The sequence below is a fragment of the Treponema pedis genome, assembly GCF_017161325.1.
Taxonomy (GTDB): domain Bacteria; phylum Spirochaetota; class Spirochaetia; order Treponematales; family Treponemataceae; genus Treponema_B; species Treponema_B pedis.
The window spans coordinates 1,757,523-1,773,914 of record NZ_CP045670.1; the positions used below are offsets into that span (position 1 = coordinate 1,757,523).

The following is a 16,392-nucleotide window of genomic DNA, read 5'->3' on the forward strand; positions in this document are numbered from 1 at the left end:
ACTTATGAAAAAGAAAACAATTAAAATTATTCTATTATTGTTACTATTAATATTACCTTTCTCATGTACATTTTATTTTTTAGAATATAAAATCTATCATACTATTGGAAATATTACTTTTACATTTTGGAATGTACCGAACGGTTATTGCTATATTATGCCTTATAAATATAAAGGTTTATTATTACCTAAAAAAGATTATATTAGAGTGCACATGGGAGATGATATTCGTATATTTGTAGGTGATGGTATTGTTTATGTTTTCTCGCATCGTGTCAGTATATTCCCGCATAACTACTTTAGTTCAGATGAAAGCAAATATAAAGTATTCGGCAGTAAATTTTCCGATATCGGCAGGACTGAAGCATGGGAGCATTGTAAAAAAATGAACTATCCGAATGTTTTAATAAATACATATGGTATAAATACTTCCGATATGAACTCAACTGAAAATGATTTTTAGCAGTTATGGAGTGATAAATGAAAAAGAAGAAAGTTTTTAGAATTATTGTTTTATTATTACTTTTATTACCTGTGTCATGTACTTTTTATCTTTTGGAATATAAATTTTATTATACCGTTGGAAGTACTACTTTTACATTTTGGAATACATCTAATGGTTGTTACATTATGCCGTATAAATATAAAGGTTTATTATTGCCGAAAAATAATTATATGATAGTATCTCCAGTAGATTATGTTGATATATTTGTCGGAGATGATATTATCTATTTTTTTTCAAAAGAGCCGTATATAAGAACAGATTTGTGCTTTAGTTCAGATAAAAGTAAATATAGAGTGTTTTCTGGTAGCGGGGCTGATAGTGGTAGAACCTTAGCTTTGGAACATTGCAAAAAAATGGGATATCCTAATATTAGGATATATATATTTGGAATGCATATTGAAAATAATAAACCGGCTGAATTTGATTTTAATTTTTGCATAAGTTTTTTTCAACTGCTGCTACATTTTTTTATTATAGGTATGGAACATCCCAAAGCTTTGTTTGACTGGTTTGTATATCATATATTTTTTTTAGAAAAACCTCATTATTAGGTTGCAACTTGAGTAAATAAGCTGCGGACTTAACTATGAAAACAAAACTTTGCATTTATTCACAGTCCAACTATTTCTTATTTTGGACAGCAATTGAAGCAGTACATGCAGTGAGGCAAAGCCGAACTTCAAAATAAATCCTTTGTGCGGAGTGTTTAAACAAATACGGTTTTTGGAGCGGCAGCGTAAATGCTTGCATAAAAACACCGGCTGAAAAAACCCCGAGCAACAAAAAGATTGGCGCATTATTGGTGCAGTAAGCCGATAGACGCAGCTTCAAAGTACTGTACTTGATACTTGTGTATTTTTATATTTTATGCAATGATAAAAGCTATAAGAATATTTCGGGATTCTTAAGGGCTGATAGAAGAGACTGCATTCGGAATAGATAAGTTCCCGTTCAGGTTTACGGGAAAAGAATTGGACGAAGAGGCGGGGTCTGTACTACTATGGAGCTAGATACTTAGATACGAAATATTCGATGTTGGTTATCAGGCGACCCTGCATTAGGTGAGTATACGGCAGGTTCTTCTAATGTAATGTCCGGAGGTATTTTTAATACTATTAATTTTGAGTGTTTTTTATGAAAAGAATTATTATTTTTATATTATTTATGATAGGAATATTATTTATGTATGGTTTTTCAAGTATACGAGCAGAGTTTTTATATTTTAAATTTCATCAAGATGATGGATACGCCTCATATCCTCCTTTACATGAAAATTATATTAATAAACTTATAAATGAACGAATTGTTGTAAATGTAGATTTTGAAAATATCAGTAATGAGAGAAAAACAAACTTTTCTATTTATGTCAGAACATTAGATTTGTATGATACAATACGAATTGAGAAATTTAGATTTTTATTTGATGAAAAACAAGTAGATGTTGCTGTGAAACGGAGATTTAATTTATCTAAAGAAATTGATTCATTTGAGGGGTTGCCGCCGCACTATTACAGCTATTTTTTTGAAGAAAGAACAAAGCAAAAGATTAATTTTCAAAAAATATTTTCTTCGCATTTGAAAGAAAAAGAAAAATTTCCTTTAAAGGTTGTTATATTTTATTCAATTGATGGAGGAGAAATACGGGAAGTTATGTATAATTTTGAAGTAAGATGTTTTAGACATTTTTATATATCACCGTATTTGGCATTGTGATTGATTTACATGTTTTTTCTTCGGAATACTCGATTTGTACTTGCTGTGATATACGGAGATACGCAAGATTATAATGAATGGCAGTACTGGCACATTGAATACTCTCCCTACGGTGAGATGTGTATTGAGGAAGTCGCTGCAAGATTGTATAAGTTACCGTTCAGGTTTACAGGTAAATAGCTTGACGAAGAGACGGAACTTTACTATTATGGTGCTGGATACTTAGACTCGAAGTACAGGCGATGCATTTATTATGAACAAAGAAGACTATAATTTAAAGATGACATTAGATGATGCACGTAATAAAAATTTAGGAATTAATGGTTTGAATTGACAAGAAGCTTTAGATAAATTTAATGGGAGTTTTGCGAGTTTAAAAGATAGACCTGGTTGGGATGCAATATTAACACTTGAAGAAGCCAATGATTGGTATAAAAATGGAAACGGATAAGAATTATTTGTTGATATAAATCAAATAGATTTATCTATGCTTTATTCTTTGGGTGATAAATATATTGGAAAAAAATATGTATTTAATTTGTTTACACTAGGAAGCAAAGATGGTAAAGTTTACGGCTCTTTAACCTTTCTTCGTTATCCGAATGATACTTGTAGGGCTTTTGCTGATAAATATGATTTTGATATGAAATCATGGAAAAATCCTCTAAATTGGTTTGGAAATATTGCTACTATTGCAGGGAATATCTATTGCAGGGAAAGGTGTCCCTTATACTATAAGTATTTATGGTAGCGCACAGTTAAAAAGGAAAAAGTAAAATGCGCATTTTGATGTCTTCTTATTTTTTTGTTATTATACCTATGATTATTCTTATATTAATTATTGTGTATATTATAAGACAAAAAAAATTATATAGGAGTATAAAAATATTGATTTATGGTCTTCTTCTATGTTTTATATTTCTTTTATTTTTTACATTGTTTGATGATGGTTTGTACGAACTTGGAGATGGCTTTTGTTATTATGAAGATTTAGCGGCTATTATGAGTGATAACATAGATTTAGCTGATATTCCGCCTAAAATACTTTCATATCAGTATGATGATTATTTTATTACTGCAAAACAAAAACCGTGTCAGTATAGAGAGTTCACTTATAATTATAACGATAACTATAAATATTCTAATGGGGCGGATTCGGAATATTATTGGCTAATTTTAAAGAAAAAAAAAGAGGTATTTGGTCCTTTGGAATATAATCAATTTATTAAACTGTGTGAACGATTTTTGGTGCCTGAAAATTTGCGATTAAATTGAAAGTCTTAGGGTATGATAATAAGCTTTAAATGTTGTAAGATATAGATATAGGAGAAATTGCTAAGGATAATGTATAATAATTCCCTTGCAAAGAGCCCGAAGGGCTGATAGAGGAGACTGCACCCGGAATAGATAGTTACGGTAATTGGACAATAGGATATGGTCATAAAATTACGGCAAAAGAAGCTGAAGCAATGAAAAATGGCATTGATGTTGATACGGCAGAAAAATTTTTTCAACAGGATATTGAATGGATTGAAGATAGAATTAATAAAAATTTTGATGGAATTGTTCCCCTTTCGCAAAATGAATTTGGTGCTTTGGTAAGTCTTGGATTTAATGCGGGTAGAGGTGCTTTAGTTAATTCTAAAATTTTTTGTTATGCAGAAGTAACGGATCCTTCTTATTTTAAAAATAAACATGATAGTAGTGTATATGAAAAAGCCATCACAAATAAATTTAGAGAGTACAACAACGCTAATAAAAAATATTCATTAGGTTTAGACAAACGTAGAATAGATGAAGCTGAGATTTTTTTATGGTGATTATATTCGAGATAATAAGATTATAAAGGTGCTTGCGGAGTAAATATGAAATTAAGAGTTGCTGTCTTTATTAACTTAATTATGTTATTGTTCATAATATCTGCACAGGAAAGTGTTTTAAATAATACAGTTTGGGAAATTGCTGATTTTTTAGAACTAGATGGAATTGTAAATGTCGGATATGATATTGCTAAGACTAACATAGGAAAAACTATTATCTATAAAAATAATAAAATAAATATAGATAATTTGAGTTTTAATATTACTAAAGTATCGGTTGAAATAATAAATGAGGAACTATTATGGAAAGAAACTGCAGGTTCATCTTCAAGACCATTGACATTTAAAGATTTAGGTATTAAAGAAGATGAAGTTAAAGTTATTACTATTAAAACAGAGCCAACACCACGCCCAATAGGTTCTTTTTTGTTTGTTATTAGTGATAAGGCTATGGTTTCAATGAAAGGCGGCATATATTATATTTTGAAGCGCAAGGAATAGAAATGAATGCCGCTATATTATTTTAATTTTAAATATCTTTTGCATTAAGGAAGAAAGAAATGAAGATTAGTTATTTATTCAACCAACCCAACTATCTCACTTCCCGGACAGCGATTTAAAGGGAGCAAAAGCAATTTTTATAAATTGCTTTTGTCGTACATCTTTCCGCAGTAATTTCTGTAGGCATATATCAAAGCGACAGCGAAAGCCTGAAAAGCGCTCTTCCTGCACTTGTGTACTTTTATATTTTATGCAATAATAAAAGCTATAAGAATATTGCAGGATTCTTAAGGGCAAGGTGCTTGCACCGACCCTTAAGCAGCAGTTTTGAAGATAGGAGTTAGGAGGTAAAGAAGAACAACGAAAACTTACCGGGTATGGGTGTGCATCCGGAGGTTCAAGCTCTTAATAATTATTTTGACCAAGTTGCAAGAACCAACTTTGCCAAAATTAATTAAAGATGAATAAAATTATAAATATTTATGGGAGATATATGAAAAAAAATATTATAATGATTATATTGTTTATTTTAAATGCAGCTTTATTTGCTATTGACGTTTTACTACCTGATGGTTCAATTTATCATGGTAATTTAAAAGATGGCTTATTTTCAGGTAAAGCGGTTCAGATATGCTCAAATGGAGATAAGTATGAAGGCGAATATCAAAATGGATTGTTTCATGGCTATGGCGAAATGACAACAAATTCCTATGTTTACAAAGGAGATTATTTTAATGGATTGCAAATCGGTAAAGCTTTTATTTTGTATAGTGATGGATCTTCATATGAGGGGGAAGTTAATTCCGGTATATATGAAGGAAACGGTATATTAAAAACGTCAGTAGGAAATATTTTTGAAGGTGTCTTTAAAAATGGTTTTTTAAATGGGAAAGGTAAAATAATATATAATGACGGGGCTGTGTGTTCAGGTAATTTTATAAATACAAAACTTGAAGGTCAAGGTGTTTATAAATTTTCAAATGGAGATAGTTATATTGGTAATTTTGTGAATGGTAAATTTGACGGGTTTGGAACTTTGACAAAACAAAACGGTAAAATATATCAGGGGAAATTTTCAAATGGAGAATTGCCTTATAAATATATTTGGAAAAATAAAATGTCTTCCCTATTGTTGGATATAACAACGTTTGCGCTTTTGGGTTCATTTATTTTAAATATTGTGTTTATAATAAAAATTAAAAAGAGAAACAAATAATTAATTTAAAATGAAATCGAAAAGTATGGCAGTAAAAGATAGAAAATTTTTGGAGGTAGAATTAAAAATTATTTGATAAAATTGTTATGATATTAAAAAAGCTATGAAAACAAAACTTTACTTTTATTCACAGCCCAACTATCTCACCTTTAGGACAGCGATTGAAGCAGTATATGCAGTGAGGCAAAGCCGAACTTCCAGGCAAATCCTTTTTGCGGTTTGTATAAGCAAAAAGCAAGCTCTGACCGGAGGAAAGAGCCTTGCCTGTGAAGACAAATGCAGCAAAAAGATTGGAGCGGTATTGGTGCAGCAAGCCGATAGGCGCAGCTTCGAAGCAAGCGCGATGCCGATACTTGTTTACTTTTATATTATAATGATAAACAAGTATATGCAGTCCACTGCCCAAAACATGCTTACGCACCTTTGAACTTCGAGTTTTGCCATTCGGCAAAACATCGGGGACTAAACTTTTAAATTTACTAAACAACCCCACTGACAGGCTTTTTGAAAATAGGTCGATGAAAAAGGTTCCGTCCTTGACATACAACTTGAGTTCTTAAAAAAAAGAATATGATAAACATATCCAAACTTAAATGCAAAATTTGTTAATAAAAACAGGCGGGAAGAGGTAATAAATTCAATTGGCAGCATAAGCAAAAAAAGATGTTTGCAGAAACATAAATAAATTCGCAATTTTATTTATTCATACTTTTACGTATTTCATAAAACAGAATACCTGCCGCAACCGAAACATTTAAACTGTCCAATTTGCCTTGAGTGGGAATGGAAATAATTTTATCGCAAGACTCTTCCAAAAGGCGGCTTATTCCCGACCCTTCGCTTCCCATAACCAGTACCGTTTTTTTTGGGGAAGTCCTCTTTTGAAACCGGAATGCCGCCCGCATCGGCTCCGTAAATCCAAAAGCCGTCTTTTTTTAACCTTTCTGCCGCGCGTACAAGATTCGGTACGGTTATTATTGGAATCCAAGCGGAAGCTCCGGCACTTGTTTTTGCGATAGTTTCAAACCCGCCTGCACTTTTATTTTCGGGTACTATTATTCCGTCTATATCGAACTGATCGGCACTGCGTATAATTGAACCTATGTTATGGGGGTCGGTAATGGAATCAAGAATAACCGCAATTGCCGTTTCTTTTTGAAACATCCGTGCACTGAATTCCTCCAGTGTAAGATTCATACTTTCTTTTTCCGTTTCCAAAATTAAAATAATGCCTCTATGATTTTTAAGCTGTTCAGGAAGATGTTCGGTATAAGAATTAAGACATTTTTCATCTTCCTGTCTTATCGGCACCTTTAAATTTTTTGCAAGTTCCAAAATTTTTTTTACACGCGGTCCTGTTTTTGAATAAACAATTTCAAATGAAGAAAAAGTTTTTTCATTTTTTTCACGCACAAATTTTTCAGCTTTTAAAATTTCATCTATTGAGTGAAAACCTGTAATGATTTTTTTCATAATAAATTATATCCGTTTTATAGTTTTAAAATACGTTAAATTTAAAACTTTTACAAATCGTAAGTTTCCTTGTATTTTACAATTTGTACATCTTTAAACCCGTTATCTTTTAAATAAGTTCCGAAATATTTTTGCGCTTCCGGTTCTCCGTGAACCAAAAATATCTTTTTTAAACTTGAGGTATCCAAAGATTTAAGCCATTCCGTTGCTTCAAAATAATCGGCATGGGCGCTGAAAGCGTTTATCTGTAAAATTTCCGCTCTGACTTGCCTCCATTCTCCGAAAATCTTTACCTCCTGTTCACGGTTTTGAAGTCTTCTTCCTAACGTATTTTCAGCCATAAATCCTACAAGCATTATTTTTGTAGAAGGTTTTTCAATATTATTTGCCAGATGGTGCGTAATACGGCCGAATTCGCACATTCCGTCCGCACTTATAATAATCATAGGGCCGTCAACTTCATTTAACAGTTTGGATTCCGATACGCTTGTAATGAATTTAAGCGAGTTGAACCCGAAAGGGTTTTTATGATGACTTAAAAAAGCCTTATGAGTTTCCATGTCATAGCATTCAGGATGTACTTGAAAAATACTCGTTGCATTTACCGCCATAGGAGAATCGACATAAATCGGGATATCAGGAATGATTTTTTGGTCGGTTAGAAGATGAAAATAATAAACTATTTCCTGAGTCCTTTCTACGGCAAAGGCCGGAATAATCATTTTTCCCTTTTGTAATGCAAGCTCCTTTGTTTTTTCCGCAAGAATATTTAAAGCGTTATCCGTTTCTTCATGACGGCGGTTACCGTAAGTGCTTTCCAAAACTATATAATCGGCTTGCGGAATAATATCCGGGTCGCGGATTATGGGTTTCCCTGGTCTTCCCAAGTCTCCCGTAAATGCGATTTTTACTTCTTTCCCTGTTGAATCTTTTACTGTTATAAGGGCCATAGCGGAACCTAAAATATGCCCGGCGTCAAAAAATTCAAGTTTAACGTTTTCTCCTATCCATACGGGTCTATAATATGAAACTGTTATAAATTGATTTATGGTTTTTATAACATCAGTTTCGTCAAACAAAGGCTGCCATGTAAAGGTTTCTCCGCGTTTGGCGGCTTGTTTTGCAAGGAATTCTCTGTCGCGTGCCTGTATACGCGCAGAATCCATCATAACCAAGTTTGCAATGTCGCGGGTGGCGGGAGTAGAGTAGATGTTGCCCTTAAATCCGTGTATTCCTAAAAGCGGTAAAAGTCCGCAATGGTCATAATGACCGTGAGTTAATATTACAGCTTCCAATTCGTTTGCAGGAACATTAAAATCTCTATTTTTTTTGTCCGCTTCCGCACGCTTCCCCTGAAAGGCTCCGCAATCGATTAAATACTTACGTCCGTCCGCTTCTAAAATATGTTTTGAACCTGTTACTTCTTCGGCTGCTCCAAGTGAATAAATCTTTATTGCCATATATTTATAGAATACACTATAAATGCGGAAAAATCAACAGGAAAAGAAAAAATTATTCCCAAAGGTGGTAATTATGTATATTTTTTGTATAAAAAACGGTACCGGTTAAAAACAGGGCTGCCCCTATAATTAAATTTAAGAATGAAGAAGTGTAAAGTAAAAACCAGTGTCCTACGGTAATGACTGTAAGCATAATAGATGCTTTTAAGTATTCTTTTGAATTTTTTAATATGTATACGAAAAAGTAGTTAATGCAGGCAAGTATTGCTATGGCACATATAATAAATGTATAAGAATATGAATATTTTATATCTGCAATAAAGTATTTGTTAATGGCAAAATTATTTACGGGTATGGAAATAACAATTGAAAAAGCAATAAAGGCTCCGAAAAACATTACATAAAAAATCTGCCGTGTAATTATTTTTATTGCAAATATTCCGCTTATAAAAAGGGCTATTATACCCGCCAGTCTGAAAAAATAAACCAGCCGCGAGATAAAGGCTATATTTTCCAATGCTATACCGGAAAAGTTATAAGAAGGAAAAATAAGGCGTAAACTTTCAAAGCCTATTGAAAATATAAATACAAGAAAAAAGGAAATTTCTATTGCATGTGTTTTTTTAAATGTAAAATATATATAAATCAATAAGGTTAGGGAAAAGGTTGAGCAGGCGAAAATTCCGAAACATACTGCGGCAGGACTGTATTTTACAAATTGTAAATTATATAAAAATTCCGGCAGCATAGAAGCCGGTACGGTTTCGTTTTTTAATAACCGTATTTCATTTGAATCTAATTTTCCCGTTGTTAAAATGCTTAAAATCGCCGCCGCCGCTATAAGAAAAATAAATAATATGATAAAAATTGCGGCAAGTCTTGCCTTGTTTCTTCCTGCTATCGTCATATTAAAAGCAGTATACAATTAAAGAGGAAAATTGTAAAGAGGCGAATTTATGTTATATAATTACAATAAAAAAGACCTGCAAGAGCAGGCCTTTTTTATTTCAGTACAGTTTTTCTAAAATCTTATTTATACTGTCCTTTGCATCTCCTAAAAGAAGTATGATATTCTCATTAGGCTCGTACAGAGGGTTGGGAACTCCCGCATAACCGGGCTGTAAGTCGAAGTTACAGATAACCAGTTTTTTCGCCTTATCCGCAGCTAAACGGGCATTCCGTAAATGGGAGTGCCTTCCGCCGTGTTCGCCGCAGGGTTTACAACATCGCTTGCTCCGATAATAACGGCTAAATCGGCTTTTTCAAACTCTCCGTTAATAGCTTCCATTTCGTAAAGTTTGTCGTAGGGAATGTCCACTTCGCAAAGAAGTACGTTCATGTGCCCCGGCATTCTTCCCGCGACGGGGTGAATTGCAAAGCGTACCGTTTTTCCCATTCCTTCAAGTTTATCGCTAAGCTGTTTTACAAGGCCTTGAGCTTGAGATAAAGCCATTCCGTAGCCCGGAATAATTATAATATCCTTTGCTTCGCCGAACCAAGAGCCGATTTCATTTTCGGAACCCTTAGTCCGTGTTTCGTTTATAGGCTTTTCCGTTTCGGAAGGTTTTAGCTCTTCTTTACTTGAAGAAGATTTTCCGTAAAGGCTTTTAAGTATTTTGGCAATACTGTCCTTTGCATCTCCTAAAAGAAGTATGATATTCTCATTAGGCTCGTACAGAGGGTTGGGAACTCCCGCATAACCGGGCTGTAAGTCGAAGTTACAGATAACCAGTTTTTTCGCCTTATCCGCAGCTAAAACGGGCATTCCGTAAATGGGAGTGCCTTCCGCCGTGTTCGCCGCAGGGTTTACAACATCGCTTGCTCCGATAATAACGGCTAAATCGGCTTTTTCAAACTCTCCGTTAATAGCTTCCATTTCGTAAAGTTTGTCGTAGGGAATGTCCACTTCGCAAAGAAGTACGTTCATGTGCCCCGGCATTCTTCCCGCGACGGGGTGAATTGCAAAGCGTACCGTTTTTCCCATTCCTTCAAGTTTATCGCTAAGCTGTTTTACAAGGCCTTGAGCTTGAGATAAAGCCATTCCGTAGCCCGGAATAATTATAATATCCTTTGCTTCGCCGAACCAAGAGCCGATTTCATTTTCGGAACCGGGTTTTTCGTCTTCCGTTTTTTGAGCTTCCCGTTTTGTAAGGCTTTCTGAAGAAGTTTGGCCTTGTTTTATAGGCTTTGAAGGAGATGAGGCCTTACTGAAAAGGATAGCGGCAAGACTTCTGTTCATTGCCCTGCACATAATTTGAGTTAATAAAAGTCCCGAAGCTCCTACTATGCCTCCTACCGAAACCAAAAGAATATCTCCTATTGCCATACCTGCAATTGAGGCTGCTACACCCGAGGTTGAATTTAAAAGCGAAATTGTAATGGGCATATCCGCTCCGCCTACGCGTACGGCAAAGAAAACTCCGAATAAAAAACTTACGGCAAGTCCGATAAAGGAAAGCATAATTATCGATAATCTTTCAATCTTTAACGGTAAAAATACAATAAAGGCCGTCATGCCTAAAAAGGTTAAAACCGTAAGGGCCTGATGATACGGCAAGACTATGGGTTTTTGAGGCAGGAGTTTATGTAATTTTCCTGCGGCAATTAAACTGCCTGAAAAAGTTAATGCTCCGACAGCTAAGGCTATTCCGCCCGTAATGATTGCAAATACGGTGGTTTTTCCGTCTATTGCTGCAAGTGTAAGAAGCGCTGCAACTGCCGAAGCCGCTCCGCCCAGCCCGTTAAGGAGAGCTACGGTTTGGGGCATGGTAATCATTTCCGCTTTTATTGTAAGAATAATTCCTATCAGCGTACCTAAACCCAAGCCTATCCACATAAAAGCGGAAGAAAAAATATTGTACTTATAAAGCGTTACGCAAACGGCTATAAGCATACAAACAGCGCTGAAACGGTTTCCGCTTACCGCCGTTTTTACCTTACTCATCATATTTATTCCCAAAAGAACGCCTAAGCTGAGTACGGTACAAATTATGTAATAAAGAGTATCGCTCATTATTCCGCCTCTTTTCCGGTTTTAAACATTTTAAGCATTCTGTCGGTTAAACCGAACCCCGCTACAACGTTTACGGTTGCACAAACAATACCCAAAAGTCCGAATATTTTGCTTCCCGTTGCAACTGCGGCGGCGGTAGCCGTCATAGTTGCCAAAATAGTAATACCGGAAAGAGCGTTCATTCCGGACATCAGCGGGGTATGCAAGAGACTCGGTACGTTTTTTATAAGTTTGTAACCGATAAGGGTCGTTACGATGAAGACAAGAACAAGTATCAGTTCTAAACTCATATACCCATAGCCTCCCGAGCGCCTTTGTGAACGACTTCTCCGTCAATAGTAGTAAGAATTCCTTTAACGATATCGTCATTTCTGTCAAGCTCGATTTTTCCGTTTTTAATAAGATAGCGTGCAAGATTTGCAATATTTTGTGCGAACATCCATGTTGAACTTGAGGGAAGAAGACCGGGTATGTTTTTAATACCTACAAGGTGAATATCATGCTTTTTCTCTACGGTTCCTGCAGGAGTTAAAGCGCAGTTTCCGCCCTGGTCGATTGAAATATCCACTATAACCGACCCGGGTTTCATTGTTTTTACCATTTCTTCGGTAATAATAATAGGAGCCAATTTTCCGGGAACCAAAGCTGAAAGGAAAACAATATCCATATCTTTAAGATGAGGAGCCAGCATTTCTCTTTCCTTTGCAAGAGTTTCCGGTTTAAGATGCAGAGCATATCCGCCTTCTCCTATAGCTTCGTTTTCCGGAACACCTAAGTCGATAATTTTTGCTCCCAAGGATTGAGCCTGTTCACGGGCTGCGGGACGAATATCCGCGGCATAAGTTACGGCACCCAATCGTTTTGCGGTTGCAAGGGCTTGTAAGCCTCCTACGCCCGTTCCTACAATCAACACATTCATAGGTTTAATCATACCTACGGCACAGAAAATCTGCGGAATAAAGCGCGGCAGGAGATTTGCGGCAATTAAAATACCCTTATAGCCTGCACAGGTACTCATCGAAGTAAGAGCGTCCATATTTTGAGCACGTGAAATTCTTGGAACTCCGTCCAGGGTTAAAGAAATAACGCCTTGTTTTGCCATATTCTTTACCATTTCGTGGTTTACGGGCGCTGCAGGGTGGATAAAGGTAATCAGATATTGCCCTTTATGCATCATATCAATTTCGTGGCAGCCAAGAGTATCATTATGAAGAGGCTCTTTTACCTTTAAGATAAGCTCGGAATCGGCAAAAAGTTTTTTTACGTCCGAAATAATTTCGGCGCCGGCTTTTTCGTATTCGGCATCGTGAAAATAAGAGCCTAAACCTGCTCCCTTTTCTACAAAAACCTTGTGTCCGTCTTTAACTAAAGATGCACATGTTTCAGGGGTTGCTGCAACACGGTCTTCTCCATGCATGATTTCCTTAGGAATACCAATAATCATAAAAATCCTCCTAGGAGTACGGAATAAAAGTTTATTTATGCGTACTCGCAATAAAGGCATTATACAATAATAAGGGCTTACATTCAAGTGGAAAGACTTTAAGCCGTTTCGTTTTGCAAATGTTTTGACGGGTTATTGACAGTAAGAAAAAAATTAACTATACATTTAAAATGGCTTTGGGAGTTAATTATTTTTTATTGTTCGCCGTTTACGGAATTGTAAATACATATCTTCCTGTTTTGCTTAAAAGCATAGGATACGGGACGGGAGAGGTAGGAATTCTTTTAGGTATTTTTGAAACGGCAGGAGTTATTTTGCCTCTTTTTTTAAGTACGGCGGTAGATAAAAACGGAAAATACGGAGCGGTTATGATTGTTTTGGGCGTAATAATGAGCGTCGCTTTGCTGCCTTTTACTTTTTTCCCGTCTTTTTTTATTGCAGCCGCTTCGTTAAGTCTTTTTTCTTTGGGGATAAAGGGTCTTGTTCCCATAACGGATACTTTTACATCAAAACAATTGGGTCGGGATAAAAAAAACTACGGTAAGATTAGAGCTGTAGGCTCCTTCGGGTTTGTTTGTATAACGGTATTTTTACATTTCAGTACCGTTATAAACGGTGAAAATACCGATTCCATTATTTTAAGTGTTTTTATTTCGGGTATGCTTTATGTGTTTTCCCTTTTTATTATCCCGAATATTTTTGTCCCTGTTCATAATAGCGGTTTAAACAATGACGGTAAAAAAAAATTATTTCAAACTTTATTTTCTAAAGGAAACAATGAAGAGTCTTTTTCAAAGACTTTTTGGTTCGGCTTATTTTTAATTTCTTTCGGTTTTTTCGGATTGGTTCCTTCTCAAAAGTTTTTTTCACTTTATGCAAAAGAATATCTTCACTTGAAATCGTATGCGGGTCTGTGGGCTCTTTCGGCGATGGCGGAGATTCCCGTTATGTTTTTATCCGGAAAAATTATAGGGAAATTCGGAGTGGAAAAACTTATACCCGCGGCTTTATTCAGTATAGGTATAAGAAATCTGACATACGCCGTTTTTCCGTCTTTGGGCGGGGCTGTTGCGGCTCAGCTTATGCATTGTTTAAATTACGGGCTTTTTCATCCGACGGCGGTTATTTTTTGCGCTTCACATGCACCTAAAAAGGCCGCTTCACTGGGTATGACTATGTACAGCGTTGTTGCTGCTGGTCTTTCTTATATAATCGGAAGTATTGCAGGCGGTTATATTATTCAATTTGCAGGTTATAGAGCGCTTTTTATAATATTCAGCTTTTTCCCTTTTATCGGAATGATTTTGTACTTTTTTGCGGCAAAAAATATTTTTAAGTCAGTATAGAAAATTTTATAGCGATTTAATTCTTTATAAACCGGCTGTTATTAAAAACACCTCAAATTGTATTTTAAGTAGGCCTCTAAAGACTTACGTTTTTAGAGGCTCCTTTTTAAGAGTTTATCTTTCGAGTTTTCTGTAAACACCCCGGTGCGGAGTATCGGCATCTTTCCCGTATTTTTCTTTACGCCATTCGGCATATTCGGACCAATTGCCGTCATACCAAACGACTTCGCCGTCCGCTTCAAAGGCGAGAATATGAGAGCAAACCCTGTCTAAAAACCATCGGTCGTGGCTTATAACAAGGACGGAGCCAGCAAATGTTCCTAAGGCTTCTTCTAAGGCTCTAAGAGTCGTAACGTCCAAATCGTTTGTAGGTTCGTCAAGCATTAAAACGTTTCCGCCTTCTTTAAGCATCATAGCAAGGTTAAGTCTGTTTCGTTCTCCGCCCGAAAGTACACCGACCTTGCGTGATTGGTCTTGCCCCGAAAAATTAAACCACGAACAATAAGCTCTTGAATTTATTTCGCGTACTGCGGAAGAACCGTCTGCGGCTCCCAGTTTAATTATATCCTGTCCGTCCGAAAGCTGTTCCCATACGGTTTTATTTGAATCAAGCTTTTCCCGTGTTTGGTCTACATAGCAAAGTTTTACGGAATCTCCTATTTTTATTTCCCCCTCATCGGGTTTTACTATTTGCTTTTTCTGTTCGGCTCCTTCAGGAGTTTCAAAACCTGCCGCTCCTACAATCATTTTAAAAAGAGTGGTTTTTCCCGCTCCGTTAGGACCTATAATACCTACAATTGCTCCGGCGGGAATTGAAAAATTAACCTTATCGAATAAAAGCCTGTCGCCGTAATATTTTGCCGCATTCTTTACATCTATTACTAAATTACCCAAACGCGGGCCAGGCGGAATTGTAATTTGAGAATCTTTAATTTTTTCTTTTGAGCCTTGGGCTAAAAGTTTTTCGTATTCATTTATACGGGCCTTACTTTTTGCATGTCTTCCTTTAGGGCTCATTCCAATCCATTCAAGCTCCCTTTTTAAAATCTTTTGTCTTTCGCTTTCGCCTTTTTCTTCAAGGGCTAAGCGTTTTTGTTTTTGTTCGAGCCAGCTTGAATAATTTCCCTTCCAAGGAATACCTTCTCCGCGGTCAAGCTCTAAAATCCAGCCTGCAACATTATCCAAAAAGTATCTGTCGTGAGTAACGCAGATAATTGTTCCGGCATATTGATGAAGGTGTCTTTCAAGCCAAGCGACGGTTTCGGCATCAAGGTGGTTTGTAGGCTTCATCTAATAAAAGAATATCTGGCTTTTGAAGTAAAAGGCGGCAAAGGGCCACTCTTCGTTTTTCACCTCCGGAAAGGACGTCTATAACGGTATCGGCAGGCGGACAGCGTAGGGCTTCCATTGCCAAATCAAGTCGGCTGTCCAAATTCCAAACATCTTCGGCATCAAGTCTTTCCTGAATTTTAGCCTGCTTTTCCATAAGTTTATCCATATCCGCATCGGGGTCTCCGAAGGCTTCATTTATTTTATCGAATTCCGCAAGTAAATCTACAAGTTCCTGCACACCTTCCGAAACAACCTCTTTTACGGTTTTTCCGCTTTGCAGCTGCGGTTCCTGCTCAAGATAGCCTATAGTGTAACCCGGAGAAGAGGATACTTCGCCTGTATAATCGTTGTCGAGTCCGGCCATAATTTTGAGTAAGCTCGACTTTCCCGAACCGTTTGAACCTATAACTCCTATTTTTGCTCCGTAAAAATAAGAAAGGCTTATATCTTTTAAAACCTGTTTTGTTCCGTGCGTGCGCGAAACCCTATCCATTGTGTAAATTATTTTTTTATCGTCGATTGTTTTTGCCATAAAAACAATTTAGCAAAGAATAAGGAAAAAAGCAAGA

13 protein-coding genes and 5 pseudogenes are annotated in these 16,392 nt (G+C 36.0%); 11 read left to right on the forward strand and 7 right to left on the reverse strand.

The annotated features are described in order from the left end of the window. The first annotated feature begins 4 nt into the window (after window positions 1-4). The 10 genes and pseudogenes from DYQ05_RS08070 (at window position 5) to DYQ05_RS08105 (ending at window position 6,182) form a co-directional block, all read left to right on the forward strand. Window positions 5-463: a hypothetical protein gene (locus tag DYQ05_RS08070; protein ID WP_024470091.1), complete on the forward strand. Its 459-nt coding sequence runs from the start codon at window positions 5-7 to the stop codon at window positions 461-463. A gap of 17 nt (window positions 464-480) precedes the next feature. Then, a complete protein-coding gene (locus tag DYQ05_RS08075; protein ID WP_206183224.1) occupies window positions 481-1,056 on the forward strand; it encodes a hypothetical protein in 576 nt (191 codons plus the stop codon). A gap of 363 nt (window positions 1,057-1,419) precedes the next feature. After that, a pseudogene (locus tag DYQ05_RS14675) lies at window positions 1,420-1,637 on the forward strand (RHS repeat-associated core domain-containing protein); the annotation flags it as partial. A gap of 2 nt (window positions 1,638-1,639) precedes the next feature. Beyond that, a complete protein-coding gene (locus tag DYQ05_RS08080) occupies window positions 1,640-2,218 on the forward strand; it encodes a hypothetical protein (RefSeq protein WP_024468087.1) in 579 nt (192 codons plus the stop codon). Window positions 2,219-2,299: 81 nt separating this feature from the next. Then, window positions 2,300-2,461, forward strand: a pseudogene (locus DYQ05_RS14680) (RHS repeat domain-containing protein); the annotation flags it as partial. 645 nt (window positions 2,462-3,106) lie between these two features. After that, the gene (locus DYQ05_RS08085) at window positions 3,107-3,493 is read left to right on the forward strand and encodes a DUF3997 domain-containing protein (protein WP_192815168.1); all 387 of its coding nucleotides are present in this window, start codon (window positions 3,107-3,109) and stop codon (window positions 3,491-3,493) included. A 128-nt stretch (window positions 3,494-3,621) separates the two neighbouring features. Then, entirely contained in the window at window positions 3,622-4,038 is a 417-nt protein-coding gene (locus tag DYQ05_RS08090; RefSeq protein ID WP_435372829.1) for a lysozyme, read from the forward strand. A gap of 45 nt (window positions 4,039-4,083) precedes the next feature. Next, window positions 4,084-4,539, forward strand: a complete 456-nt coding sequence (locus tag DYQ05_RS08095; protein WP_024465762.1) for a hypothetical protein — start codon at window positions 4,084-4,086, stop codon at window positions 4,537-4,539. A 493-nt stretch (window positions 4,540-5,032) separates the two neighbouring features. Further along, a complete protein-coding gene (locus DYQ05_RS08100; RefSeq protein WP_206183225.1) occupies window positions 5,033-5,755 on the forward strand; it encodes an MORN repeat-containing protein in 723 nt (240 codons plus the stop codon). Between the two features lie 103 nt (window positions 5,756-5,858). Continuing rightward, on the forward strand, window positions 5,859-6,182 hold the full coding sequence (locus DYQ05_RS08105) for a hypothetical protein (protein ID WP_206183226.1): 324 nt from the start codon (window positions 5,859-5,861) through the stop codon (window positions 6,180-6,182). Between the two features lie 268 nt (window positions 6,183-6,450). Here DYQ05_RS08105 and rlmB read toward each other — a convergent pair. The 6 genes and pseudogenes from rlmB to DYQ05_RS08135 form a co-directional block, all read right to left on the reverse strand. Then, window positions 6,451-7,228: pseudogene (rlmB, locus tag DYQ05_RS08110) on the reverse strand (23S rRNA (guanosine(2251)-2'-O)-methyltransferase RlmB). Window positions 7,229-7,278: 50 nt separating this feature from the next. After that, window positions 7,279-8,688 carry an MBL fold metallo-hydrolase RNA specificity domain-containing protein gene (locus DYQ05_RS08115; RefSeq protein ID WP_020965506.1) on the reverse strand — a complete coding sequence of 470 codons (1,410 nt, stop codon included), beginning with the start codon at window positions 8,686-8,688 and terminating at the stop codon, window positions 7,279-7,281. A gap of 52 nt (window positions 8,689-8,740) precedes the next feature. After that, window positions 8,741-9,595, reverse strand: coding sequence for a hypothetical protein (locus DYQ05_RS08120; RefSeq protein ID WP_206183227.1), 855 nt, complete (start codon window positions 9,593-9,595; stop codon window positions 8,741-8,743). Window positions 9,596-9,695: 100 nt separating this feature from the next. Next, window positions 9,696-11,701, reverse strand: a pseudogene (locus DYQ05_RS08125) (NAD(P)(+) transhydrogenase (Re/Si-specific) subunit beta). After that, entirely contained in the window at window positions 11,701-11,991 is a 291-nt protein-coding gene (locus tag DYQ05_RS08130; protein WP_024467688.1) for an NAD(P) transhydrogenase subunit alpha part 2, read from the reverse strand. The pseudogene DYQ05_RS08125 and the gene DYQ05_RS08130 overlap by 1 nt, the downstream one beginning before the upstream one ends. Further along, window positions 11,988-13,145 (reverse strand): NAD(P) transhydrogenase subunit alpha, encoded by a 1,158-nt coding sequence (locus DYQ05_RS08135; protein ID WP_024465737.1) that lies wholly within the window; start codon window positions 13,143-13,145, stop codon window positions 11,988-11,990. The genes DYQ05_RS08130 and DYQ05_RS08135 overlap by 4 nt, the downstream gene beginning before the upstream one ends. Before the next feature lie 170 nt (window positions 13,146-13,315). Here DYQ05_RS08135 and DYQ05_RS08140 point away from each other — a divergent pair, with 170 nt between their 5' ends. Further along, complete coding sequence (locus DYQ05_RS08140) at window positions 13,316-14,491, forward strand: MFS transporter (protein WP_024467690.1); 1,176 nt, start codon at window positions 13,316-13,318, stop codon at window positions 14,489-14,491. 114 nt (window positions 14,492-14,605) lie between these two features. Here DYQ05_RS08140 and ettA read toward each other — a convergent pair. After that, window positions 14,606-16,355 (reverse strand): annotated as a pseudogene (gene ettA, locus DYQ05_RS08145) (energy-dependent translational throttle protein EttA). Between the last annotated feature and the right edge of the window lie 37 nt (window positions 16,356-16,392).